The sequence below is a fragment of the Propionigenium maris DSM 9537 genome (assembly GCF_027925155.1).
Taxonomy (GTDB): domain Bacteria; phylum Fusobacteriota; class Fusobacteriia; order Fusobacteriales; family Fusobacteriaceae; genus Propionigenium; species Propionigenium maris.
In genome coordinates this window covers 104,251-127,126 of record NZ_BSDY01000001.1, presented here as the reverse complement: position 1 = coordinate 127,126, position 22,876 = coordinate 104,251, and the positions used below count along the sequence as shown (strand labels likewise).

The following is a 22,876-nucleotide window of genomic DNA, read 5'->3' as shown; positions in this document are numbered from 1 at the left end:
GTCTCTCCATTCCAGGAGAGACTTTGCCTTCATCTCTCTGGAATTAGCACCACACCCTAGGGTAGGTTGCTGAGGTATCAAAGGGCCAGTCCCTCCACCTCTCTCGATGATTTTATGAGTTTCTATCTATTTTTATAAAAAAAACCTTCTCTCTCGAGAAGGCTTGCTTACAAATAGTAATTTTCCCACTCATCTGTCTGGAATTAGCACCACACCTTATTTCTGGGAAATAAGATAGGTTGCTGAAGCTTCAACGGGCCAGTCCCTTCACTTCTCTGGATAAGAATATGTTGTTTTTTTAGTATCTTCATACTGCTTAAAGAGAGTATATTCTCTTTACCTGAAAAAGTCAATACTTTTTCCCGAAATTTTAAAGTTTTATTTCCAAACACTTAACCCTCCCTTATTATACCGATAGTGTACAAAGTTTATTTTTTTTATTTTTTTTACACCTTTCGGAAAAAAAACTGTTATAATTGTAGTAAATCATAAAATTTTGAAGGGAGGTACTGCAGCACTGTAAACAACCCAGTGTTGCAGGAATAAATGAATATATTAATGGCCTTGTCACAGCTTGAGGTAACCGGAGCAGAGGTTTATGCTGCTACACTTACAGACAGGTTTGTAAAAAAGGGGCACAAGGTATACATCGTATCGGATACACTTACCAAAAAAACCTTGGGAGAATACCACAAGCTGGAGTTCAATAAGAGAAATATTCCAGGAAGAGTAAAGCAGGTAAAATTTTTAGTAGACTTTATCAGAAGGAATGATATTCAGATAGCCCATGCCCACTCCAGAGCATCTGCATGGAGTACTGCCATCGCCTGCAGGATTACAGGTATCCCACTGGTTACTACAGTTCACGGGAGACAGCCGGTACATGCCAGCAGGAAGATCTTTAAGGGATTCGGAGATTACTCCTTTGCTGTATGTGAAAATATAATGAACCACCTGGTTGAGGATCTTGGAGTCGAGGAGGAGAGGATCGAGGTCCTTAGAAATGGTATCGACATCACCACATATATCGAGTCTCCCCTTCCTGAAAATGAGAGGAAGATTATCTCCATCATTGGAAGACTTTCAGGACCAAAGGGAGATGTGGCATTTAACCTGCTGAACAACTGTCTTGACCTGGATAAGTATAGGGTACGTATTATCGGGGGGAAGGATATTCCTGAAAAGTTTAAGAAGTTCCAGGACAAAGTGGAGTTCATGGGATATGTTGCTGATGTTCCAGCTAAGATAGAGGAATCCGATCTTGTTATCGGAGCTGGAAGGGTAGCTGTAGAGGGGATCCTCTCTGGAAGGCCTGTTATTGCCATTGGAGAGGCTAAGTCCATTGGCCTTGTAGACAGAAATAAGCTCGCCGATGCTCTTGCCTCAAACTTTGGGGATATTGGATTAAAGTTGGAGGATGGCTTTGACTGGAGTGCTGTTGCCGAGGATGTAGAGGAAGCTCTGGATATGACCAGTGATGAACTCCATGAGATCAGACAGAGGGTTAAGTCGGAGTTTGATCTGAAAAATATAGTAAGAAAATTGGAGATCGCCTATCAGAAGCAGATCGTTTTAAAGAGAAAGGCAGATATACCGATCCTCATGTATCACAGAGTAGTCCCCGATGAGAGTCAGGGAGGAGTTCACGGTACCTATGTTACCACAGCCCAGTTTGACGATCACATGAAGATCCTTAAAGAAAAGGGATATGAAGTTATCACCTTCAGGGACTATGCAAAAAACAAGTTCAAGCAGCGTTTCGATAAAAATAAAAAACAGATAATGATCACCTTTGACGACGGATATGAGGACAACTACACCTACGCCTTCCCTATCCTTAAGAAATATGGCTTTAGAGCTGTTATCTACCTTGTTTCCCACCTTACATACAACAAGTGGGATGTGGACAACATCCACAACCCAGAGAGGGAGTTCTATATGATGAACAGGGGACAGATAAAGGAGATGCAGGAGTATGGTATAGAGTTTGGTGGACACACTAAAACCCATGTAAAGCTCTCTAGAGTAGAGCCAGAGGAGGCCAGAACGGAGATAATAGAATCCACTGAGATCCTGGAGGAGCTCCTTGGGGAAAAGATGCTTTCCTTTGCCTATCCTTACGGGGATCTCAACGACAGGGTTAAGCAGATTGTAGAGGAAGCTGGCTATAAGTTTGGAGTAGCTACCGACTCTGGTTCAGTATGCTTTTCCGATGATCTCTTCCAGATAAGAAGAATTGGAATCTTCCCAAACATCACAAACTTGGGATTCAAAAGAAAGATAAAGGGAAACTATAACTTCATCAAGGTTAAAAGAGAGGAAAAGTTAAAAAAATAACAAAATTAGCAGGCTTTTAGCCTGCTTTTGTTTATTTTATAAAAATAAACAAATACTTTATTAATTTTTTTTAATCATTTTTAAATAGAGATTTTTTAAAGTTACAGTAATTTATTATTAAATATATTTCTTAGAAAAATTTAATTTTAAACACTTCTCAAAAATATTTTTTTTTGCCCACTAAATAAACAAATAGTTGCTTTTAACAAGTATTCACTTTTAAAGCTATTCTTTACTGAATCAATTAAGTATTAATTAGTTTTTTTTACTTCTTGTAAAATATTCAGTTGTATTTTTTTTCTTAAATATTGATTAAAGTCACGACAAAAATTTAATATCTTGTTTTTTTTTGAGAATTTTATGATAAAATTAATTTAGTATTATTTAGATGAGGTGGTTTTAATGCAAGTAAAAAAGGAATCGGTATACAATAACATTTACAATTCTGCTTTAAATGAATTCTGGGTAAATGGGTATGACAAGGCTACTATGAGAAACATTGCCAAAAATGCAAATATTACCCTTGGAAACATCTATCGTTATTTCCCAAATAAAGCTTCACTTTTTGAGGAGATTGTGGGATCTACCTACTACAACTTTTTGTCATTCATAGAGGATCACAAAAACATGATCCTAAACATTCATCAAGATGACAGAAATGCATATATTGCAAACCTATTGAACAACTACTTGGCTCTGGACAGAAAAAAAGTTTCTATCCTTTTAAATGGTAGTGCTGGTACTAAATTTGAAAACTTTGAGAAGAAGAACATCGAGCTTCTTGCAGCTTTCTCAGCTGATGTGGCAGATGTGATGGAAGAAAAGGAAGGAATCGTCATCGTAGACCCTGAGATCCACTTCTTCATTGCTGAAACTATGTTCTCTTCAATCAAAAGAATGACTCTTCTCTTTAACGACGAAAAAAAGATAAAAACTTACATTGAGAAACTATTTGTGGGATACCACACAGAACTCATTAAGAGACTTGGATATAGAAAGTAAAAAAGAGCTGACTTCGGTCAGCTCTTTTGCTATATTTTTTCCAGATAGAGAAGAGTATCCAGGAGAAAATCCTTACCCCTGCTCTCCCCACCGTGGCTTCTCTCTATCTTTTTCAACAGATCCATTATGTATATAATATCTTCTCTTACCTCTCCTCTTTCCACTCCTCTATAGAGCTCCTCTATCTCCATCCTGTGCTCCATCCTGATGGTGTTCTCCACATCTGTAGAGTTAGTTTCCATAGGCGATATATTGTAGCTCTTGGCTATCTCAACTACCCTCTTTATCCTCTCATTCATAGGCTCACCCCCTAGATGTTATAGATGACCTTCTCATTTTTCCTCATATCCGGGGTCACCTTAATAAGCTGTGAGATCCTCTTTATCTCATCTGCTATTCCCAGCTTAACCTCATCCCCCTCTATGGAGATCCCCATAGTCTCAGCAACCTTTATCATCTTTACATCTATATTTTCTATATCAAAAGCTGGAGATGAGAACCCATCCTTCCTCATCCTGGATTTTTCATTGACCCTGATATTGGAAAAGGCCATATTAGCCAGGTAGTTTGCATAGGTTATCTGCTCCCTTATCTCAAAGGAATTTTCCCCCTTTATAAACTTCTCCAGATGATCCGATAGAAGCTTTATAGCATGAAATGCACAGGCATCACTTACATTGTTGGCTCCCACAGATACCACTGCTTCCACTGAATGGGTAAGGGAATCTATCCCCACTGCTGCCATGGCATTTCTAGGAAGGTCTCTTATAAGCTCAGAGTCTATTATTACCATGAAAGGGTTTATACTTCTGCTGAGCTTAATCTTGTGATCTCCGTAGTTGTATACGCCATTGTCATCATTGATCCAGGAGTTTATAACTACACTGGCAAAGGGAACCTCACCATTTGTATAACACCTTACCTGGTTCTCCTCCTGATAACACTTAAGGGACATGGCTATTCCCCTAGCACACATTGTAGTGTCCCTCCCGCCAAATGACAGAATGAGATCACAGTCATTTTCCAAAACTGCATCTATACCCTTCTCTATTATACTCAGGTCCGCTTTTATATTGGACCTTGAAAAGATGAAATAATCTATCCCCTGCTTTTCCAGTTCCGACTTCAGTATCCCTATACTCTTTCTTTTAGAAAGGGTTTCCGATATTACAATTAATACCTTCTTAAATCCATGCTTTTTTAGTTCCTTCACCCCTTCTCCCAGAGCTCCTGAACCAATTAAACTTATAGGTAAATCCTTCTTATCAACCATACCAGCCACCTCTTTTCTGTAGTCTAATATCTTATCTCAAAGCTGGAAAATTCCTCTACCTCCAAGGTCTTCTCCTGTATCTTCCCTACCTTTATAAACATGTTACCCCTTAAAAGATATTTTCTCAGGTTTTCGATCCTTCCTTCCTCTCCCTGGATCATCACTTCTACACTTCCGTCGGAGAGGTTCCGGACCCAGCCTCTGAGCCCATACTTATTGGCAATGCTGTATGTAAAATATCTGAACCCTACTCCCTGAACTCTTCCTGTGACTATCCAGTTATGTGTATGCATCCTCTCTACTCTTCCTCCATCATTCCCTCTAAGATATCGTCCTCGGAAACAAGAATTTTATCCCTCTTCAATACCTTCATAATAGTCAGAAGTACCAGACTTCCTCCTATTATTACATTAGCTCTTTTTTCGTGTAATCCTTTTATTTTTTTCCTCTCCTCTAAATTCACAGAGAGAAATAGTTTCAGGTTTTCAAGGATCTGCTCCCTTGTAAGAAGGTAGTGGTGCACCCTTTCACTGTCATATCTTCTCATCTTTTCAGCAACACTTACATGGGTTGTCACAGTTCCCGCTACCCCTGTAAAGACAAACTCCTCATCTGAGAAGTGCCTTATCTCCCCTATTACCTCCTCTATCCAGAGGTTTGCTGCATCTAGTCCATCCTGGGTATACCTGTCACCATGGAAGAACTTCTCCGTTACCCTTACAGCTCCCACATCGAAGCTCTTCATAAAGTCTATGCTATCTCTGTCTCCCTTTACTATCTCTGTGCTTCCTCCACCTATGTCTATAAGAACCACTTTATCCTCTATTCCCTCTATGGCTCCGCTGAAGCTCAGCTTGGCTTCCCTGTCTCCGCTGATACACTCTATGATGAGTCCTGTTTCCCTTTTTACAAGGTCTATAAACTCATCCCTGTTGGCTGAATCCCTTGTAGCAGAGGTAGCATAGACTAAAACCTCAGTTGCTCCGTAGCCACTTAACTTTTTCCTGTACTCCTTCAGCACCTTGACCGTTCTTTCTATTGCCTCTGGAAGAAGGTAGCCATTTTTATCAACATCCTCCCCCAGTCTGCATATCTCCAGGTACTTCTCATACTTTCTGATAATAGTTCTGACTTCTCCCTTTCTCTCAACCTCAGCTGTAAAGAGCCTGCAGGAGTTTGTCCCAAGGTCGATTACTCCCCTAATATACCTCTCCTCTATAGCTGCGTTTATCTCCTTTATGAGGGACTCTGGAACATCCTCTATGACATTTTCTCCCAGTCCCTTGGGAAGAACAAACCTTATCCTTCCTCCCACATTCTTCTTATCCTTTCTCATGAGCTCTATGAGCCTATTCTCCTCCATCTTCAGAGGCTTACAGTCCATATCATACCTTCTAAAGATCTCTCTTCCCATCTCAAGGTACTCCCTGTCTATATATCCCAGCTTCTCAGATATCATCATCTCAAAAATTATCCCCTTGGCTACTCCCTCACCATGGGAATATCCCCTGTAGTTTGTGGCTGTTTCAAGGGCGTGCCCCCAGGTGTGTCCTAGGTTTAGAAGGGCTCTCTGCCCCACCTCCCTTTCATCTGCTTCCACCAGTTCCTTCTTTACAAGACAGGACCTCTTTATCACCTCAGTCATTACCTGGCTCTCAAGGGCTCTTACTCCCTCTACATTGGCCTTCAAATACTCATAGTAGCCGTTATCCCTTAGGAAGGAGTGCTTTATTACCTCTCCCATCCCCGCCTTGATTTCCTTTTCCGGCAGGGTGTGTAAAAACTCCGTGTCCACAAGAACCAGCTTAGGCTGATGGAAGGTTCCAATAAGGTTTTTAGCCTTACTGTGGTTCACAGCCACCTTTCCTCCTACGCTGGCATCCACCTGAGCCAGGAGGGATGTAGGCACCTGAATAAAGTCTATTCCCCTCATATATGTTGAGGCTATATATCCTCCAAGGTCACAGATTACTCCCCCTCCCAGGGTTATTATCAGGGACTTTCTGTCAAAGTCATTTTCCAGCATATAGTCGTATATTCCAAAGGCACTCTCTATATTTTTGTGCTCCTCACCATCATTTACCTCAAAGTAGAATACTTCCTTTCCTGCCATCTCCAGTATATCCAGAAGCTTTTCCGAGTAGAGAGCACCCACCGTGGTATTTGAGAGAACCATTATCTTCTGATACCCCTCAATATAGTCGGTTATCCTCCCCAGAGTATCTCCACCTATTAAAATATCATAGGACTTATCCTTTAAATCTACCAGTATTCTTTCCATGCTTCACCCCTATAATGAATTTTTTCTAATTATACATTAATTTCTATCATTAAAAAACCCTACAAAATATTTTATAGGAGTATCTCCTCACTGCCTCTATCTCTAACCCTTTGCAGATTAAAGATAATTTCTGCCTTCCATTAAAAGAAGAGGCTTAAAGCCTCTTCATAAGTCTACGCTCTTCCTATAAACTCCCTTATCTTTTCCAGTATGCTCTCATTGTCAAGACCATACTCCTTGAACAGCTCCTCAGGCTTACCAGACTGTCCAAAACGGTCCTCCACCCCTATTATCTTTATCGGTACCCCTGTTTCAGCCAGAGCCTCACATACGGCACTTCCCAAGCCTCCGCTCTCCTGGTGCTCCTCCAGGGTAACAATTCTTCCAGTCTTTGCTGCACACTTTTTCAGCATGTGCTTGTCTATGGGCTTTATACTGGACATATTTATAACCTTTGACTCTATCCCCTCCTTGGATAGGGTCTCTGCAACCTCAAGAGCCTTAGATACCATATATCCCGCTGCTACGATAGTGAGATCTCTTCCCCTTCTCATAACCGTCCCCCTTCCTGGGATAAAGGGTTCATTTGGATCGGTGATTACAGGATACTTGGCTCTGGCAAGCCTTATATAGATTGGTCCCTTCTCCCTAGCTGCTACCCTTACTATCTTCTCTGTTTCTATGGCGTCAGCTGGACAGTATACCTGCATATTGGGCAAAGCTCTCATAAGGGCTATATCCTCTAGCATCTGAGCACTTCCTCCGTCCTCTCCCACTGTAAGCCCCGAGTGGGTGGCCACGATCTTTATATTTAGGTCGTTGTAGCAGGCAAGGATCCTCAGCATATCAAAGGGTCTTGTAGTTAGAAAAGCTGCAAAAGATGAGATAAAAGGGATGAACCCCTCCAGCGCATAACCTGCTGCTATTCCTACAAGATCCTGCTCTGCTATTCCTACATTTACAAATCTTTCTGGATATTTTTTTTCAAAGTGTATAGCCTTAGTTGAGTCCTGGAGGTCTGCTGACAGGGCAACTATCCTCTCATCCTCTCCCCCCAGTGCTACCAGCACCTCACCAAAGGCATCTCTTGTGGCTTTTTCCAATATGATCAACTCCTTCTTTTTTTTGTATGTAAAGCTTAAAGGTTCGCTACTGCATCCTCCAGCTGCTCCAGGTTAGGGGCTTTTCCATGCCATTTATGATCATACTCCATAAACTCCACACCCTTTCCCTTTATGGTGTTAGCAATTATTACTGTAGGCTTATCCTTTTCTTTCTTAAACTCTTCAAGAGCCCCCAAAATCTCCTTGAAGTTGTGCCCGTCTATTACCACTACATTCCACCTAAAGGATCTCCACCTTTCATCTAGGGGTTCCATATTTTTAATGTCATTTACAAAACCATTTTCCTGTACCTTGTTGTAGTCCACAATTGCACAGAGATTTGGAAGCTTATGATGGCCGCCGCTCATAGCCGCCTCCCATATATTGCCCTCCTGTATCTCCCCGTCTCCCAGCATAACATAGACATTGTAGTCTGCCCTCTTCAGCCTTCCTGCAAGGGCCATTCCTATCCCCACAGAGAGCCCCATCCCCAGGGAACCTGTGGATAACTCCACCCCTGGTACATCTCTGTAGGCATGTCCCTGAAGAAGCCTTCCATAGCCTCTGAATCCCTCTAACTCATCCTTAGGAAAGAACCCTGCCTCTGCAAGGACGGTATAGAGACCTGGAGTAGCATGTCCCTTAGACATAATAAACCTGTCCCTCTCCTCCCACTGGGGATTTTTTGCATCTATCTTCAGCTCATGAAGGTAGAGGGTCATAAGGAGCTCCAGACAGGAAAGGGATCCCCCTGGATGCCCCGATTTGGCATTATATATAGTTTTTAATATCTCACTTCTCAGCTTCTTTGCTCTCTCTTCCATCTTCAATATGTCCATAAATACACCTCCACTATACTTATTAGAAGCTTGGAGGCACTTCCTTTTTTAAAACTCCCTCTATTTTCATTCCTCCTCCAAAATAAAACCTGTTAAAACAAAAAGAGCTGTTTTCACAGCTCTTTTCCTATATCAGAGGGGGGTTAGAAAATACTACTAAGTCCTGTTTTACAAGGAGTTAGAGATTTATATACCAACAGTAAAATCTTACTTTTCCAACATTAAAAATGGATTATCTGATCATTAACTTCTTCTCTTCTACCAGCCCCTCTTGGGGCAACTATCCCATAAAAGCTCTTCCGTTTAAATCCTCTACCCTATAAAAGTATTCTTAATTTTTTAAAGGTTTTTTGCTCCCTTTCTAGAAGATATTTAATAGCATTACTTTTAGATCTTCTCTCTAGAGATCTAAACCAATAACTTTTAAGGGGGTTAAAAAGTCTAAAGGGTGTAGGGAGGTATTGATGAAGAGGGAAGTTATGGACATAATAATAAAAAAGAATTCCTTTCCCTGTAAGCTTCAAAAACAGGAGGGTGAAACGCTAAAAAAATTTTTTGAGCTGGACGAAAAGTTTCTTCTTTCAAGACAGGAGAGGGATCACTTAGATGACCTGGAGTTCAAATATACCTTTGAGGAGGAGGGTGTAAAATATATCCTGCTAGAGGAGTACCTTTTCAAGGAAAACTCCCCTGTACTGGATGTAAAGAGTGCCATTGGGGTAAACTACTACCTCAATAGGAAGATCTGTTGAGTAATGGCTATATAGATGCCATGAAATAACTCCTAGTTGTTTCTATTGGTCTTTTAATATAAAAGGAGGTATGTATGAGTACAAGACTATCTTATTGCGCTGTTGAAAAAAAATTATGGCCAAAATATCGTGAGGAGATAAGCCACTCTAGAAATACTGTGGAAGTTGAGGGAACCTTTACCATGACGGTAGCAGATCTTTTAACCAATGTCCTAGAGGAAAAGATTTACTCTGAGGATATTATCTTTCTTCCAGATGAAGAGTGCCACTATAGATTCAGGGATAACTTATTGAACAATGAAAAATTTAAGACTACCTTTGATAGCTCCGACCTTGGGGCAATTATAGATAGATATGTTCACACTGCTAACAGCAGATATATCCACCTTAGTAAGCTTCCAGAAAAAACTAATTCAAAGATAAAGAGACACTAGTAGACTCTTAAAAGACAGCTTTAAAAGCTGTCTTTTTTTATTTGAATTCTCTGAAAAAACCCCTTTACAGAGAGAAAAAAAAGGTGTATATTATTATCAAAGAAAGTTTTAGCACTCACTGCGAAAGAGTGCTAACAAAAGGAGGCAGAACTATGATGGATAAGTTGACGGAAAAGTCTATGCTGGCGTTAAATGACGCTCATAAATATGCACTGGAATATAAACATTCCTCTATACTGCCGCTGCACCTGGCACTGGCTCTTATTGAACAGAGGGAGGGGCTCATCCCCAACCTCCTAAAGAAGATAGGGGCAGATACTGGAAACCTCAAGGGAGATCTCCAGAGCGAGCTCTCAAAACTTCCAAGGGTAGAGGTAGCGTCTGGTGGTCAGATCGGCCTAAACAACGACTCCCACAGGGTATTAATAGAAGCTGAGAAGATAATGAAGTCCATGGAGGATCACTATATCTCAGTGGAGCATATCTTTCTGGCACTCATGGGTAAATTAAAGGTCCTCTCTCAGAGGCTAGATATCAACACCTTCAAAAAGGCACTGGAGGAGATCAGAGGGGCTCAGAGGGTAGATTCTCAGAGTCCAGAGGATAGCTATGATGCTCTCTCTAAATATGGAAAGGATCTTGTTGAACTTGCCCGTGAGGGAAAGATAGACCCCATTATAGGAAGAGACAGTGAGATACGTAGGGCTGTTCAGATAATCTCAAGAAGAACTAAAAATAACCCCATCCTTATAGGGGACCCCGGAGTAGGTAAAACAGCCATAGTAGAGGGCTTGGCCCAGAGGATATTAAATGGAGATGTCCCAGACTCCCTCAAGGACAAGACCATCTTCTCCCTTGATATGGGAGCTCTTATAGCAGGAGCCAAGTTTAGAGGGGAGTTCGAGGAAAGGCTTAAGGCTGTCTTGAAGGAGGTAGAGGAATCCGATGGAAGGATCATCCTCTTTATAGATGAGATCCATACTATAGTAGGTGCCGGAAAGACAGATGGAGCCATGGATGCAGGTAACCTTTTGAAGCCTATGCTTGCAAGGGGCGAAGTCAGAGTTGTAGGGGCTACAACTATTGACGAGCACAGAAAGTATATCGAAAAGGATGCAGCCCTTGAGAGACGTTTTCAGACTATCATGGCGGATGAACCCTCTATAGAGGACTCTATCTCAATCTTAAGAGGTCTAAAGGAGAAGTACGAGGTCTTCCATGGGATTAGAATTACCGATGGGGCCATCGTAGCTGCTACGACACTCAGTGACAGATATATATCGGACAGACGGCTCCCAGATAAGGCCATCGACCTCATCGATGAGGCTGCTGCAATGATCAGAACAGAGATAGATTCCATGCCAGAGGAGCTGGATGAGCTTACAAGGCGTAGTATGCAGCTTGAGATCGAAAGGGAAGCCCTAAAGAAGGAGAAAGATAGAGCTTCCAAGGAGAGGCTTGAAACCCTGAATAAGGAGCTGGCTGAGATCAAGGATAAAAAATCCCATCTACAGTCTCAGTGGGAGCTGGAAAAAGAAGAGATAACAAAGATCAAGGATATTAAGAGCGAGATCGAAAGGACTCAGCTGGAGATTGAAAAGGCTGAAAGGGAGTATGATCTCAATAAGTTAGCTGAGCTGAAGTACGGTGTTATGGCTAACCTGGAAAAGGAGCTAGCTGCCCAGGAGCAGAAGGTTGAAGATTCCAAGGGAAACAGGGAAGCCCTCTTAAAGCAGGAGCTTACCTCCACAGAGATTGCAGATATAGTATCCAGATGGACTGGTATACCAGTGTCCAAACTGTTGGAAGGGGAGAGGGAAAAGATCCTTCACCTGGAAGATTCCCTTAAAGAAAGGGTCATCGGTCAAGATGATGCCATCAAGATTATATCGGACACAATATTGAGGGCAAGAGCAGGACTTAAGGATCCCAACAAGCCCATAGGTTCCTTTATCTTTATGGGGCCTACTGGAGTGGGTAAGACATACCTTACTAAGTCCCTAGCCTACAACCTCTTTGATGATGAGGATAATGTAGTCAGAATAGATATGAGTGAGTATATGGATAAGTTTTCAGTTACAAGGCTTATAGGAGCTCCTCCAGGTTATGTCGGATATGAGGAGGGAGGCCAGCTTACAGAAGCTATCCGGAGAAAACCCTACTCTGTAATCCTTTTTGATGAGATAGAAAAAGCTCATCCAGATGTATTTAATATTCTTCTTCAGCTTCTAGATGATGGTAGGCTTACAGATGGTAAGGGAAAGGTGGTAGACTTTAAAAACACCCTTATTATTATGACCTCCAATATAGGTAGTGACCTCATTCTAGAGGACCCTGAAGTCAGTGAGATTACTAAAAATAATGTCCTTGCCAGGCTTCATTCAAAGTTTAAGCCTGAATTTATAAATAGGATCGATGAAACCATTGTATTTAAGTCTCTGGGAATGGAGGCTGTAATGAATATTGTTACCCTGCTTATGAAGGATATCAACAGAAGACTGGAGGAGAAGTACATAAGCCTTTCATATACTCCAGAGGCTCTAAACTTCATTGCAACAACCTCCTACGACCCCCACTATGGAGCAAGGCCCATAAAGAGATTTTTACAAAAAGAGATAGAAACTAAGCTTGCAAAACTTCTCCTCAGTGGAGAGTTAGGAGAAAATTCTCAAATATGCCTGGATATTCAGGATGGTGAACTGATCTATAGAAAGAAATAGAAAAGAAATAAACCCCTGGAAAACTCCCAGGGGTTTTTCTTCTCTTCAGGTGAACTCCTTATCCTCCCACCTTCTGCTTTTCCATCTGAAGAACATAGTTAATCCTCTAATCCACTCCTCTATTCCATTAGCTGCCCATATCCCCACAAGACCGTATCCAAGAGCTATTCCTAATATCCATGCCAGAGAAACTGCCACCACAAGGGGTGAGATAATTCCAACCACTGCTGGAAACCTTATATCCCCTGCAGCATGGAGGGACCTTATTATTATAATATTAAATACCCTTCCTGTCTCAAGGAAGAAAAACCATCCAAATACGCCATAGGCTATATTCAGTGCTTCCATACCCGGCTTAAATAAAGATAGTATCTCAAGCCTGTTGGTAACTACCACTCCAGATAGAAAGGTGGCTATTAGAAAGGCTATAAGAGTGCTCCTGAGACACTTCCTGTAAACTAACTCCTTTTCCCCTGCTCCAATGAGCCTTCCTATCTGCAGGGCTGTTCCCTGACCCAGACCAAGGGAAAAGGTTATGATAAAGGAAGCCACAAGCATGAGATAGGTTCTAGCTTCAATTGTGTGAGAGCCCATTGTATTTACAAAGGATAGTATTATTAGCTGAGCCAGACTCCAGCAAAGATATTGTCCCCCTGTTGGAACTCCTATGGCTAAGATCTGCCGGCCTTTCTCTATGAGTACTCTCCTTACCCCTTCCACATCAAAGGTGAAGTTACAGTACCTCTTCATACTTCTATATGAAACAAAACATCCTAGCCCCCTTGCAGTAACTGTAGATATTCCAACTCCTGAAACTCCAAGGATGGGCATACCAAACATTCCAAAGATAAATATACTGTTTCCCAGAATATTTAACAGGTGAACTCCCAAATTTATATAAAATACCTCCTTAGTATGACCATAGGCCTTCATTACTGCTCCAAAGGTTAGAGTCATCGCCTGAAAGATACAAAGACCTCCTACCAGCCTGAAGTAGACCCTTCCTATCTCTGCAAGGGGACCTGGAAGCCTTATCCACCTCAAAAGATAGTTATGCCCCAAAAGGTATACCCCTCCCAGAGTAGCTGCAATCAAAAGGTTTATCAGGATTGCTGCCCCTACAATACCCCTTACCTCCTGGATTTCCTGAGCTCCCAGAAGCTGGGAGATGAGTATTGTTGTTCCTATGCATATAAAGCCAAATATAACATTCTGTATGATAAGGAGTTGCTTTACTCCTCCTACTGCTGCTACTGCTTCAGTAGAATACTTACCCAGCATTATAATATCCACATTTCCAACTATATTCACAAGCAGGAATTCAAAGAAGATAGGCGTGGCCAGGGCAAGCAGGTTTTTCCCCTCTGCCCCTTCCAGGGAACTTTTGTTGCTCTTCAAACTTATACCGGTGGCCAATGGACTCCTATACTTTCTGTTCCTCATAACTTCACCCATCTTTCAACTGTAGAGTTATTAAGTGTGCTAAGTGCTCTCCTCCTTCCTTTAGACTCTGTTAACGTCCTACCTCTCCTTAATTTATAAATACTTTATATATTATTAATATTTTTTAAGGTTACTTTCCCCCTCTTAACCCTTAAAATTGACACCTAGAGAACTCTTAAAATAAGAAATATTCGCTAAACTTTCCTGCTTACCAAGAGGTCACTTCCTCCTACCTCTCCTGAATAAAGGTTACTATCTACCCTATTAAAGAATTATGATCACTACTTTTTTCACATTTTCAGAGATAAAAGATCACCAAAAGATAATTTTTATTCTCTTTTTTATAGAAATAGAATCTTTTTAATTTTCTTTATTCTCAAAAATATCCGTATCCGAGCTCCCCATATCATGTGAAAGTTTAAAAATATTCCATAACTGTAAATCCTTAATATCTTTAGTTTTTTAGGTATTTATATCCTCTATGACCCATGATTTAAAAGAAAATTATTAATAGTAGTTCCCTTACCTCTTCACTGGGCTCCCTTTAAAGAACCATTAAAATAGTGTAGCTTACGCAACATTATTATATAGATATATCATTTATAGTTTATAAGAAAAAACCATTGATATAGCCAACAGTTGAGTGCTAGTAAAGGAGGAAGTGTGCTAGATAAAATTACCTTCATTGAAAATATTCCTGAAAATCAGAGGCACAGAATCAGAAAAGTTAAATATGAAAAGGACGAATTTTTATACTACAACGAGAAAAATACATTTGGAGTAGTTTTAGAGGGAGTGGCTGTTTTTGTCAGATATCAGGATGACCAGGAGTTTTTCTATCCCTGGACCTTAAGATCAGGCGATATTTTAGGGGTAGGGAGATATTTTGATAAGGGAGACTGGGAGATTACCGTATATTCTAAAACTTTACTTGTTTTAGAGATCCCAGAGGATCTAATGGAGAAGTACCTACTGAGTAATCCAGATTTCTATAATTCCCTAATGAAAAAAAGAGATCAATTTCTAAATATCGGCATCAGGGGCTTCTTCATCCGCCTTCACGGAGGGGTTAAGGCCTACTTGGCTTACCTACTATTCCTATACAGTGAGGGTAGCAATATCGTTTCATTTAATAAATATATAGATATTATGAAGATGCTCTTCTCCAACAAGGCTATGCTATACAGGGTCACCAGGGAACTTATTGAAGAAAATATCATCATTAAGGAAAAAAAGAGAATAGTAGTTGTTAACAGAAGTTTACTCAAGTCTCACTTTGAAGAATTTATTTATGATTAATTTGAAAAAGTCTAGTGGGTAGACCTTCTTAGGAGTAAAAAAATACTATTATATCTGTGAAGCTAACAGGTGATAATAACTTTGAGGCAATTGAATTGCCTTCATTAAAATTCAATAAATCTTTCCCTTATATAAGATTGTTACACACTTCAAAAGTTTTATCAAAGGTCCTGTTAGCTTCAAATCTATAAATTCAAGTAATCATTTGAAATAGATCCTAACTTTAAAATAATTACTTATTTTAGGTGATTATTCTAAAGTTAAGATGGGAGATAAATAATTTGATTTTAACAGCATAAATTTAGGATAGAAGACTCTCTCCATAGAGTGAATCTATTAATTTCTAAGTAGGTCCTTAATATTCTATAGATCTTCCCAGGATATTTAGAATAAAACCCATCTTAACTCCAAATATTTATTCTTTAACTAATAAATAAATATCAAGATAAGATACATAGTTACATCTGAAGATTTGATCTGGTTATCTTTCTAGAAAACCAATGTGTTGTTAAATAGGGATGAAAAGATTTTCAGGGAGACAGAGAATTCAGATAGAAGAGTCACTACTCCTGTAAAATAATCAGAGCTTGACAGGAAGGTTACCTCTTCAAGGTCCTTTTAAAAGTTTCAAAGAGAATAGGAGTAAAGTTGAACAGTTACAAGCCTACAATTACCCCTGTAGGGAGTAGTTTAGATAGAAAAGTATTAGGAGGAGAAGTTATGAAAAGAGTTGTATTGGGTGCTTTATTAGCTGTGACATTAGCTAATAGTGCATTTGCAGGTAGTTTTACTCACGAGGTAAACTACAAGTCAAGAGAAGGAAATGGGGATGGGGAGAAGGTTGAATGGACGCTTTTAAAAGGTAAGTTTGGTCTGACTGATAACATTGACTTCATGGCAGATATCGATAGAGATTACTATGGGGATCAGAAAAAAGGTTCTACAGGATCGGAAAAGGAAGCTGGATGGGATACTAACTTCGAACTTCAGTTCAAGACTATCGGATTTGATTTTGGAGATAAGCATTTTGACCTAACTCCTACACTGGGAATGGAGTGGGATGCTATAGAGTTTGAGGGTGGAGAGGAAGATGATTACACCACTAAGGAAAACTACTACTTCTCTCCTAGATTTGCATTTACAATTGGAGACGTGTGGTTTGGGATAGATCCAAGGTTTACTTCAGACAATATAAATAAGGACACTTATTTAGAACTAAGAAACCAGGTGGATTATAGCTTTGCTCTTGGAGAGTTTAAGTTTAATAACTGGCTGGAGCTATACCACTTTATAGGTGGAGATGAATCATTTGGTGGAACTGAGGAATCTCAGGGAGACTCTTATGTGCTAGATGTGGAGAACTATTTCTCTGTTGAGAGAGACCTATTCGGAAACTTTAGCTTCTGGATGGAGTTCGGAACAGAGATCTATGGAATAGCAAATGATAGTGATGAGGGAGCTGAAGAAGATGGAGTAATCTATCTAGAGCCTAGAATTAATTATAACATCAACTTTGGTGAAGAGAACTCCTTTGTTCCTTATGCAGGATTCAAGTATACCCAGGCAGATATAACTGGTGCAGACGAGTATGAGGACGATAACTGGACAGAAGCAGTTGTAGGATTCAAAGTAAATGTCGTAATGTAAAGCTGGAAAATAAATAATTCCAATTATTGTTTCTTGAATGACAGGAAGCTGACTTTTTATAGTCAGCTTCTTTTATTGTATGAAATTAGTTAAAGAGGAGAACCTAAATTCTCCTCTTTTAATTTTCAAACTTCTAAATATTTCAGCACTTCATATTTTCTATATCATCTCTTATAGCCTTTGCGATGTATTCAGCCTGCCTCAGGTGTATTCCAAGGTGGAAGGCAAACATACAGTGCCACTGGTGAGCATCAAAGGCCCCAAATACAGGGTGCTCTATCTTTCTTGTCCCCTTTAACTGTCCAACCTTCTCCACTGCCTGAAGATACTCCTCTATAGATCTTCTAAATTCATCCACCTGCTCCATCCCACTGTCCTCAGGCATCACATCTGTTTTAGGATCTATCCTCTCCTCTGGCCTCAGCTCCTCCCCCCTGGACAAGCGGTAAACGATATTTTTTATTGTTTTATTTACCCTGGCGTTGTGCTCAAGGATCATATAGAGAGACCAGTCCCTCATATCTTCATCTATTCCCACCATAGATGGAACGTGTATCTTCTTTCTTCCCTCCCCGCATATCCTTTCCACAAGTTCCATATATCTTTTTTGATACATCTTTATTTTATCAACTACCCTTTCCCTATTGCTTAAGTTAAAGTAGAGCTTTATTCCAAGCCCCATCACTTCCCTCTTCATAAGCTGACCACCTGCTATTATTTGTTATATAAAGGTATTAGTCAAAAAACTTAAATTCCTCGAAAAAAAGTGAATCTTCCCTACCTTTTAAAGATAGAAACTAGTTAAACTCCTAATCCATCCTTATTGAGATTCCTCCTATAGACATCTGTACTTATATGCATACCTTCCAAAAAAAAGGAAGTGGCAATAACCACTTCCTGGAGATTACTATCTCTCAGATTCCTCTCCTCTGTCTGCTCTGTCTAATTCCTTATGGAAGTCCTCATATTTTTTAAAGTTCATCTCTGTAGCTTCCTTATCCATCTGCCATTCCTGTGGTGTAAATCTGCTTAATCTGTCTATGTTTTCCTCCATAGGTTTAACTATATCTCTCTTCTCATTGTATTCAAAGTCCCTTGCAAATGAAATTGTTCCTAAAATTACCATAGTTAAAATTAATAGTTTTTTCATACCGCTCCCTCCTTATATTTAAAAGTGAGTCATAAAGTTCAATAGTTACTTGTATTTCTTAGACAACATAAAATACTTTTACTTGTTTAAATATTTGTGTATCTTTTATTAAAGATATTTAATTTTCATAGAAAAACCTCGATTCCATTCTGCCAGAATTTTTTTTAAGGATTTCCCTCTCCAAGAAATTAAAACTAAACAACATTTGACTAAATGGTGCTTTTAAACATATAATACTACTGAAAATAAGGATGGAGGGTTTGAAATGAAACAGGGTTTTACAGTAACAGAACTTATAATTTCCATATCCATATTGGGTTTCCTAACTCTAATTGCAGTTCCCAGTTTTACTAAAAAAAGCAATTCAGCTAAGGTTGCCAGGGTCCAGAGGGACCTCTCTAAACTGCGGTCAGCTCTTACCCTCTATACTATCAATGAGGTCCCCCAGCTAAATTCCAGGGGAAACTTCTCAGTTGGAGGGGATGGAGTCGTTACCGACTATACTATCTTTTCCAAGTCATTCTATACCTACTACTCCAAGTGGCGTGTTCCCTCCCTTCCACCTATTGAGGGAGAGACTGAATGTAAGATAAAGTGGATGGATGATACCTTCAATGAAGCTTCAGGTAAGTGGGCTTTCTACGAACTTTTAAGGGAATCCCATAGGTCAAATGAAAGACAGGTACCCACCTTTGATGTAGCATGGCTTCATACAAGGGGAACTGTTTGGGCTTTTCTGCCCCCAGGAGCTTATAATTCAAATATTAATTGGGCCCTATATTAAACGAAAAAAGAGCAATGGGACTAAGTCTCCCACTGCTCTTTTTTTATCTTGCCTCTCTAAGGCCCTGATTATTGGATCTCTATTAACAAAGGTATAAAACAAAAGTAAAACACTATGCCTTCCTTCTCCCCTACCTATGTAGATCACAACTACTCTATAGAATATAGCAATCCCTAGATTTTTATCAGGTTAACTTATCCCTCCTAAAACTTTTCTCTTTCAATTGCCCCTCTAAACTTCTTATCTACAACTTCAATTGGACTAACCTATTTTAATAAAATACCTCTTTCTATAATAGAATTGAAGATTAAACTCTTGTTTTTTATAAAAAACAGCAAAATGACTTATTAACAACATATTTCTATGATTTAATAGTCAACATATCAATACAGGAGGTATCCAAATGGAAATCGCTTTAAGTCTTTATAAGGTCATAAACAAATATAAGGAGCTCTTAGCTAGCTTAGAGGGAGAGAAGCTGTCATTTAATGAAGCTATCATCCTATATGCAATCTCTATGGGCATAACTGAAAAAAGGGAGATCGTTTCATTCCTAGAAAAGGATAGGTCACAGATCCATAGGCTTCTCAAACAGATGGTTGCAGACGGAGTACTTTTGAAGTCTTCCAATAGTTTTAACCTCACCGATAAGGGATACAACATATATAAAAAGATAGAGTTTATAAATAACACCCTTTATTCTGCCAAGGAGTATGGAGAGCTCAAAACTCTTAAAAGAAATCTCATCTCCTTTGATAGTGCTATCTCCTCTATGGTCTAGCTCTTTACCTTTTGTTAAAGGTATTCAGAAAAATCTATGAAACCCAACAAAAGATTTTATTTAAATATTAAAAAATGCTGTACCCCTAAGTACAGCATTTTTTTACCCTCTTTTTTTATAGTAACTTTTTAGAATCTATGCCAATTTCCCGTGTTTTTCATAGGAGGTAATCCTATCCACCCTATTATTCTCCCCCAGAAGTACAACCTTTGGACTATGGCCCTTCACTTCCTCCTCATCTAGCTCACAATAGGCCATTATTATTACCCTGTCCCCTGGCTGGACCATCCTTGCTGCAGCCCCATTGAGACACACTATTCCCTCATCCTCTCCGGCTATTACATAGGTCTCAAACCTGGCTCCATTATCTATATCCACTATATGAACCAGTTCATACTCTACAATACCAGATGCTTTCATAAGCTTCCTATCCAGTGTAATACTTCCCACATAGTGTAGTTCCGCCTGGGTTACAGTAGCTCTGTGTATCTTTCCCTTTAACATCTTTAGTCTCATCTATCTACCCCACTAATATATTGTCTATTAATCTTACCTTACCTATAAACACCGCGGCTGCTACTACACCACCAGATTCTACTACATCCAGCCTTTGAAGGGTCTCTCGGTCCACCACTTCAAAATAATCCACTCTTGCCTGGGGAACCTTCTCTATCCTCTCTATAGCCCATCTTATAAGTTTAGAGGTCTCTCTCTCCCCTTCTGCAACTCTCTCCTTCAACTCTCTCAATGTTCTGCTGAGAATAAGAGCTTTTTCTCTTTTATCGGCTGAGAGTCTGGCATTCCTTGAACTTAGTGCCAGTCCATCTTCGTCCCTCACAATTGGGCAACCTATAATTTCCACAGGCATATTCAGGTCGGTCACCATCCTCCTGATTATAGCAAGCTGCTGGTAGTCCTTCTCTCCAAAGTAGGCCCTGGTAGGCCCTACAATATTAAAGAGTTTGTTTACTATGGTACACACTCCTCTGAAGTGCCCCGGTCTTGTAGCCCCACATAGCTCTTTGTCAAGCTCCTCTACCTCCAACACTGTATTAAAGCCCTCTGGATAGATCTCTGTGGCATCTGGAAGAAATACCAGAGCTCCCCCAATTTTTTCAATTATCTTTAGATCCTCCTCAGTTTTAACTGGATAGTTTTCCAGATCCTCTGCCCTGTCAAATTGGGCAGGATTAACAAAAATAGTTACCACTACCCTGTCGTTTTCCTCCACAGCCTTTTCTATAAGGCTTTCATGCCCCAGGTGGAGATAACCCATAGTGGGTACGAGTCCCACACTCAAGCCCTCCTTCCTCCAGGACTCCACTATCTTCCTTACCTCTCCTATCATCTCTGCAACCTTCATTTCACTCCTCCTAGTATAGTTTTTCCAGCACATCATCCTTTATCTTAAAGGTATGCTCCTCTCCAGGAAAGGTCCCCTCTCTGACCTCTCTTATATAGGTATTAAAGCCCTCCCTCATAACACTTCCTGCATCTGCAAAGGTCTTTACAAATTTAGGCTTAAAATCCCCATACATATTCAGCATATCCTGGTAGACCAGTATTTGACCACTGCAAACTCCTCCTGATCCTATGCCTATGGTTGGAATGGACACACTTCTTTCAACCAGTTCAGCCAGCTTCTCTGGAATACACTCTAAAACTATAGCAAAGGCTCCTGCTTCCTCCAAAGCCTTGGCATCTTCTATTATCTTTCTAGCAGCTTCCTCGCTCTTTCCCTGTACCTTAAATCCACCCATTATATTCAGGGACTGGGGAGTGAGTCCCAGGTGTCCCATTACAGGTATTTGAGCCTCTACTATGGCTTTTACCTTGTGGATTATCTCTCTTCCCCCCTCTAACTTAACAGAGTGAGCCCCTGTTTCCTTGATAATCCTTCCTGCATTGGCCACAGCCTCCTCCAGGGTATTGTGGTATGACATAAATGGCATATCAATAACTACTAAAGTATCCTTCACCCCTCTCATCACTGCTTTTCCATGGTGGATCATATCCTCCACTCTGACAGCCAGTGTAGAATCATATCCCAGAGTCACCATTCCAAGGGAGTCCCCTACCAGGATACCATTTATCTCCGTTTCATCTATAATCTTAGCCATGGTATAATCATATGCTGTTACCATAGAGAGTTTTCTCCCCTCTGCCTTATCCCTTTTAAATGTTACAACTGTATTTTTCATCCTCATCCCCCAGTAATTTTTCTATTTTTTCATCCCTTCTATCAAGTATCTTTAGAAGTTCCTTGGATCCCTCAATATATAACTTCCTCTCCCTGATGTCCTGACACTCCAGGTGCTTTTCTATGGTCCCTATGTCCCCCCTTTCCAGTGGGCCACTCACAGCTCCCCTTACTCCCTTTAATTTAATATTATCTACGGTCTTTTCAATAAGGGGCATCAGGATAGTCTTCGCCTCCGCCTCCTTTAATCCACACATCATGAGATTTTCAATCCCCCTGCTCACCATAGGAAGGATAAGGTTACAGGCATAAACACCTCCTAGATGGTATCTGACCTTGCTCTGTGCGTCTACCTTAAAGCAGTTGTTGCCAAGCACCTTAATTATCTCCTCCAGCTCCCTGCATTCCCCCTCTAGAGCAATGGTCATACTTTTCATCCTTTGGATCTCAGTATTCCTGTCTGAAAAAGTCATCATAGGATGGAGTGAAGCTGCCTTCACCCCATACTTCTCAGCACCCTTAAAAATTGTGGAAGAAAGGGTACCACTTGTATGAAATACCACCTTTCCCGATATCTCTTTTCCCTTTATCTCCTCCCACACCCTGCTTATCTGGTCATCTGGTACAGCTACCATCACTATTTTGCTACTAGTTAGTAGTTTTTTAACAGAAGAAAAGTTTCTTGTTCCTATCATTTCCGAGCCTTTTCTAGCCCCCTTTAAGTCTATTCCATAGATCCCACTGATAGAGAACCCTCCATTTTTAAAGTATCTTCCAAGGGAAACTCCCAATTTACCACTTCCTATAATCCCAATCAACTCCAAAACCTCC

General features: G+C 40.3%; 22 protein-coding genes and 2 riboswitches. Of the genes, 9 read left to right on the top strand and 13 right to left on the bottom strand.

Features of this window, described 5'->3' with window-relative positions:
• Nucleotides 1-26: 26 nt before the first annotated feature.
• Nucleotides 27-113: riboswitch (SAM riboswitch) on the bottom strand.
• Nucleotides 114-186: 73 nt separating this feature from the next.
• Nucleotides 187-286, bottom strand: a riboswitch (SAM riboswitch).
• A gap of 260 nt (nucleotides 287-546) precedes the next feature.
• On the top strand, nucleotides 547-2,337 hold the full coding sequence (locus QMG11_RS00660) for a bifunctional glycosyltransferase family 4 protein/polysaccharide deacetylase (protein WP_281832396.1): 1,791 nt from the start codon (nucleotides 547-549) through the stop codon (nucleotides 2,335-2,337).
• A 402-nt stretch (nucleotides 2,338-2,739) separates the two neighbouring features.
• Nucleotides 2,740-3,339: a TetR/AcrR family transcriptional regulator gene (locus QMG11_RS00655; protein WP_281832393.1), complete on the top strand. Its 600-nt coding sequence runs from the start codon at nucleotides 2,740-2,742 to the stop codon at nucleotides 3,337-3,339.
• Between the two features lie 29 nt (nucleotides 3,340-3,368).
• Here QMG11_RS00655 and QMG11_RS00650 read toward each other — a convergent pair whose 3' ends face one another.
• The 6 genes from QMG11_RS00650 to QMG11_RS00625 form a co-directional block, all read right to left on the bottom strand.
• Nucleotides 3,369-3,638 (bottom strand): hypothetical protein, encoded by a 270-nt coding sequence (locus tag QMG11_RS00650; protein ID WP_281832390.1) that lies wholly within the window; start codon nucleotides 3,636-3,638, stop codon nucleotides 3,369-3,371.
• A gap of 11 nt (nucleotides 3,639-3,649) precedes the next feature.
• Nucleotides 3,650-4,612 (bottom strand): iron-containing alcohol dehydrogenase, encoded by a 963-nt coding sequence (locus tag QMG11_RS00645; RefSeq protein WP_281832386.1) that lies wholly within the window; start codon nucleotides 4,610-4,612, stop codon nucleotides 3,650-3,652.
• Nucleotides 4,613-4,635: 23 nt separating this feature from the next.
• Nucleotides 4,636-4,905 carry an acylphosphatase gene (locus QMG11_RS00640; RefSeq protein ID WP_281832380.1) on the bottom strand — a complete coding sequence of 90 codons (270 nt, stop codon included), beginning with the start codon at nucleotides 4,903-4,905 and terminating at the stop codon, nucleotides 4,636-4,638.
• Nucleotides 4,906-4,910: 5 nt separating this feature from the next.
• On the bottom strand, nucleotides 4,911-6,893 hold the full coding sequence (aroB, locus tag QMG11_RS00635; RefSeq protein ID WP_281832376.1) for a 3-dehydroquinate synthase: 1,983 nt from the start codon (nucleotides 6,891-6,893) through the stop codon (nucleotides 4,911-4,913).
• 173 nt (nucleotides 6,894-7,066) lie between these two features.
• Entirely contained in the window at nucleotides 7,067-7,996 is a 930-nt protein-coding gene (locus QMG11_RS00630) for a transketolase family protein (RefSeq protein ID WP_281832373.1), read from the bottom strand.
• Between the two features lie 35 nt (nucleotides 7,997-8,031).
• A complete protein-coding gene (locus QMG11_RS00625) occupies nucleotides 8,032-8,835 on the bottom strand; it encodes a transketolase (RefSeq protein ID WP_281832370.1) in 804 nt (267 codons plus the stop codon).
• 464 nt (nucleotides 8,836-9,299) lie between these two features.
• Here QMG11_RS00625 and QMG11_RS00620 point away from each other — a divergent pair, with 464 nt between their 5' ends.
• The 3 genes from QMG11_RS00620 (at nucleotide 9,300) to clpB (ending at nucleotide 12,741) form a co-directional block, all read left to right on the top strand.
• Nucleotides 9,300-9,587, top strand: a complete 288-nt coding sequence (locus tag QMG11_RS00620; RefSeq protein ID WP_281832367.1) for a hypothetical protein — start codon at nucleotides 9,300-9,302, stop codon at nucleotides 9,585-9,587.
• 74 nt (nucleotides 9,588-9,661) lie between these two features.
• Complete coding sequence (locus QMG11_RS00615; protein WP_281832364.1) at nucleotides 9,662-10,021, top strand: hypothetical protein; 360 nt, start codon at nucleotides 9,662-9,664, stop codon at nucleotides 10,019-10,021.
• A gap of 152 nt (nucleotides 10,022-10,173) precedes the next feature.
• Nucleotides 10,174-12,741, top strand: a complete 2,568-nt coding sequence (clpB, locus tag QMG11_RS00610) for an ATP-dependent chaperone ClpB (RefSeq protein ID WP_281832362.1) — start codon at nucleotides 10,174-10,176, stop codon at nucleotides 12,739-12,741.
• Nucleotides 12,742-12,786: 45 nt separating this feature from the next.
• Here the strand turns inward: clpB and QMG11_RS00605 are convergent, their stop codons facing one another.
• The gene (locus QMG11_RS00605; protein ID WP_281832359.1) at nucleotides 12,787-14,184 is read right to left on the bottom strand and encodes an MATE family efflux transporter; all 1,398 of its coding nucleotides are present in this window, start codon (nucleotides 14,182-14,184) and stop codon (nucleotides 12,787-12,789) included.
• Nucleotides 14,185-14,847: 663 nt separating this feature from the next.
• Between QMG11_RS00605 and QMG11_RS00600 the strand changes: the two genes are divergently transcribed.
• On the top strand, nucleotides 14,848-15,483 hold the full coding sequence (locus tag QMG11_RS00600) for a cyclic nucleotide-binding domain-containing protein (RefSeq protein WP_281832356.1): 636 nt from the start codon (nucleotides 14,848-14,850) through the stop codon (nucleotides 15,481-15,483).
• 720 nt (nucleotides 15,484-16,203) lie between these two features.
• On the top strand, nucleotides 16,204-17,130 hold the full coding sequence (locus tag QMG11_RS00595; RefSeq protein ID WP_281832355.1) for a hypothetical protein: 927 nt from the start codon (nucleotides 16,204-16,206) through the stop codon (nucleotides 17,128-17,130).
• A gap of 142 nt (nucleotides 17,131-17,272) precedes the next feature.
• Here QMG11_RS00595 and QMG11_RS00590 read toward each other — a convergent pair whose 3' ends face one another.
• Together QMG11_RS00590 and QMG11_RS00585 are read right to left on the bottom strand one after the other, a co-directional pair.
• The gene (locus QMG11_RS00590) at nucleotides 17,273-17,827 is read right to left on the bottom strand and encodes a DinB family protein (protein ID WP_281832353.1); all 555 of its coding nucleotides are present in this window, start codon (nucleotides 17,825-17,827) and stop codon (nucleotides 17,273-17,275) included.
• A 210-nt stretch (nucleotides 17,828-18,037) separates the two neighbouring features.
• The gene (locus QMG11_RS00585) at nucleotides 18,038-18,280 is read right to left on the bottom strand and encodes a hypothetical protein (protein ID WP_281832350.1); all 243 of its coding nucleotides are present in this window, start codon (nucleotides 18,278-18,280) and stop codon (nucleotides 18,038-18,040) included.
• Nucleotides 18,281-18,545: 265 nt separating this feature from the next.
• Here QMG11_RS00585 and QMG11_RS00580 point away from each other — a divergent pair, with 265 nt between their 5' ends.
• Nucleotides 18,546-19,064 (top strand): type II secretion system protein, encoded by a 519-nt coding sequence (locus QMG11_RS00580; protein ID WP_281832348.1) that lies wholly within the window; start codon nucleotides 18,546-18,548, stop codon nucleotides 19,062-19,064.
• A gap of 403 nt (nucleotides 19,065-19,467) precedes the next feature.
• Nucleotides 19,468-19,845, top strand: coding sequence for a winged helix-turn-helix domain-containing protein (locus QMG11_RS00575; RefSeq protein WP_281832346.1), 378 nt, complete (start codon nucleotides 19,468-19,470; stop codon nucleotides 19,843-19,845).
• A 135-nt stretch (nucleotides 19,846-19,980) separates the two neighbouring features.
• Here QMG11_RS00575 and panD read toward each other — a convergent pair whose 3' ends face one another.
• From panD to QMG11_RS00555, 4 genes are read right to left on the bottom strand one after another with little or no spacing between them, the layout of a single operon-like run.
• Nucleotides 19,981-20,361, bottom strand: coding sequence for an aspartate 1-decarboxylase (gene panD / locus QMG11_RS00570; protein WP_281832344.1), 381 nt, complete (start codon nucleotides 20,359-20,361; stop codon nucleotides 19,981-19,983).
• A gap of 4 nt (nucleotides 20,362-20,365) precedes the next feature.
• Nucleotides 20,366-21,208, bottom strand: a complete 843-nt coding sequence (gene panC, locus QMG11_RS00565; RefSeq protein ID WP_281832341.1) for a pantoate--beta-alanine ligase — start codon at nucleotides 21,206-21,208, stop codon at nucleotides 20,366-20,368.
• Nucleotides 21,209-21,218: 10 nt separating this feature from the next.
• Nucleotides 21,219-22,046 carry a 3-methyl-2-oxobutanoate hydroxymethyltransferase gene (gene panB / locus QMG11_RS00560; RefSeq protein ID WP_281832338.1) on the bottom strand — a complete coding sequence of 276 codons (828 nt, stop codon included), beginning with the start codon at nucleotides 22,044-22,046 and terminating at the stop codon, nucleotides 21,219-21,221.
• A complete protein-coding gene (locus QMG11_RS00555) occupies nucleotides 22,021-22,863 on the bottom strand; it encodes a Rossmann-like and DUF2520 domain-containing protein (protein WP_281832336.1) in 843 nt (280 codons plus the stop codon). The genes panB and QMG11_RS00555 overlap by 26 nt, the downstream gene beginning before the upstream one ends.
• Between the last annotated feature and the right edge of the window lie 13 nt (nucleotides 22,864-22,876).

What these genes read in the sequence shown, in the direction of transcription:
- QMG11_RS00660 (WP_281832396.1), top strand. Translation starts at nt 547, where the DNA reads ATGAATATATTAATGGCCTTGTCACAGCTTGAGGTAACCGGAGCAGAG.
- QMG11_RS00655 (WP_281832393.1), top strand. Translation starts at nt 2,740, where the DNA reads ATGCAAGTAAAAAAGGAATCGGTATACAATAACATTTACAATTCTGCT.
- QMG11_RS00650 (WP_281832390.1), bottom strand. Translation starts at nt 3,638, where the DNA reads ATGAATGAGAGGATAAAGAGGGTAGTTGAGATAGCCAAGAGCTACAAT.
- QMG11_RS00645 (WP_281832386.1), bottom strand. Translation starts at nt 4,612, where the DNA reads ATGGTTGATAAGAAGGATTTACCTATAAGTTTAATTGGTTCAGGAGCT.
- QMG11_RS00640 (WP_281832380.1), bottom strand. Translation starts at nt 4,905, where the DNA reads ATGCATACACATAACTGGATAGTCACAGGAAGAGTTCAGGGAGTAGGG.
- aroB (WP_281832376.1), bottom strand. Translation starts at nt 6,893, where the DNA reads ATGGAAAGAATACTGGTAGATTTAAAGGATAAGTCCTATGATATTTTA.
- QMG11_RS00625 (WP_281832370.1), bottom strand. Translation starts at nt 8,835, where the DNA reads ATGGACATATTGAAGATGGAAGAGAGAGCAAAGAAGCTGAGAAGTGAG.
- QMG11_RS00620 (WP_281832367.1), top strand. Translation starts at nt 9,300, where the DNA reads ATGAAGAGGGAAGTTATGGACATAATAATAAAAAAGAATTCCTTTCCC.
- QMG11_RS00615 (WP_281832364.1), top strand. Translation starts at nt 9,662, where the DNA reads ATGAGTACAAGACTATCTTATTGCGCTGTTGAAAAAAAATTATGGCCA.
- clpB (WP_281832362.1), top strand. Translation starts at nt 10,174, where the DNA reads ATGATGGATAAGTTGACGGAAAAGTCTATGCTGGCGTTAAATGACGCT.
- QMG11_RS00605 (WP_281832359.1), bottom strand. Translation starts at nt 14,184, where the DNA reads ATGAGGAACAGAAAGTATAGGAGTCCATTGGCCACCGGTATAAGTTTG.
- QMG11_RS00595 (WP_281832355.1), top strand. Translation starts at nt 16,204, where the DNA reads ATGAAAAGAGTTGTATTGGGTGCTTTATTAGCTGTGACATTAGCTAAT.
- QMG11_RS00590 (WP_281832353.1), bottom strand. Translation starts at nt 17,827, where the DNA reads ATGAAGAGGGAAGTGATGGGGCTTGGAATAAAGCTCTACTTTAACTTA.
- QMG11_RS00585 (WP_281832350.1), bottom strand. Translation starts at nt 18,280, where the DNA reads ATGAAAAAACTATTAATTTTAACTATGGTAATTTTAGGAACAATTTCA.
- QMG11_RS00580 (WP_281832348.1), top strand. Translation starts at nt 18,546, where the DNA reads ATGAAACAGGGTTTTACAGTAACAGAACTTATAATTTCCATATCCATA.
- QMG11_RS00575 (WP_281832346.1), top strand. Translation starts at nt 19,468, where the DNA reads ATGGAAATCGCTTTAAGTCTTTATAAGGTCATAAACAAATATAAGGAG.
- panD (WP_281832344.1), bottom strand. Translation starts at nt 20,361, where the DNA reads ATGAGACTAAAGATGTTAAAGGGAAAGATACACAGAGCTACTGTAACC.
- panC (WP_281832341.1), bottom strand. Translation starts at nt 21,208, where the DNA reads ATGAAGGTTGCAGAGATGATAGGAGAGGTAAGGAAGATAGTGGAGTCC.
- panB (WP_281832338.1), bottom strand. Translation starts at nt 22,046, where the DNA reads ATGAAAAATACAGTTGTAACATTTAAAAGGGATAAGGCAGAGGGGAGA.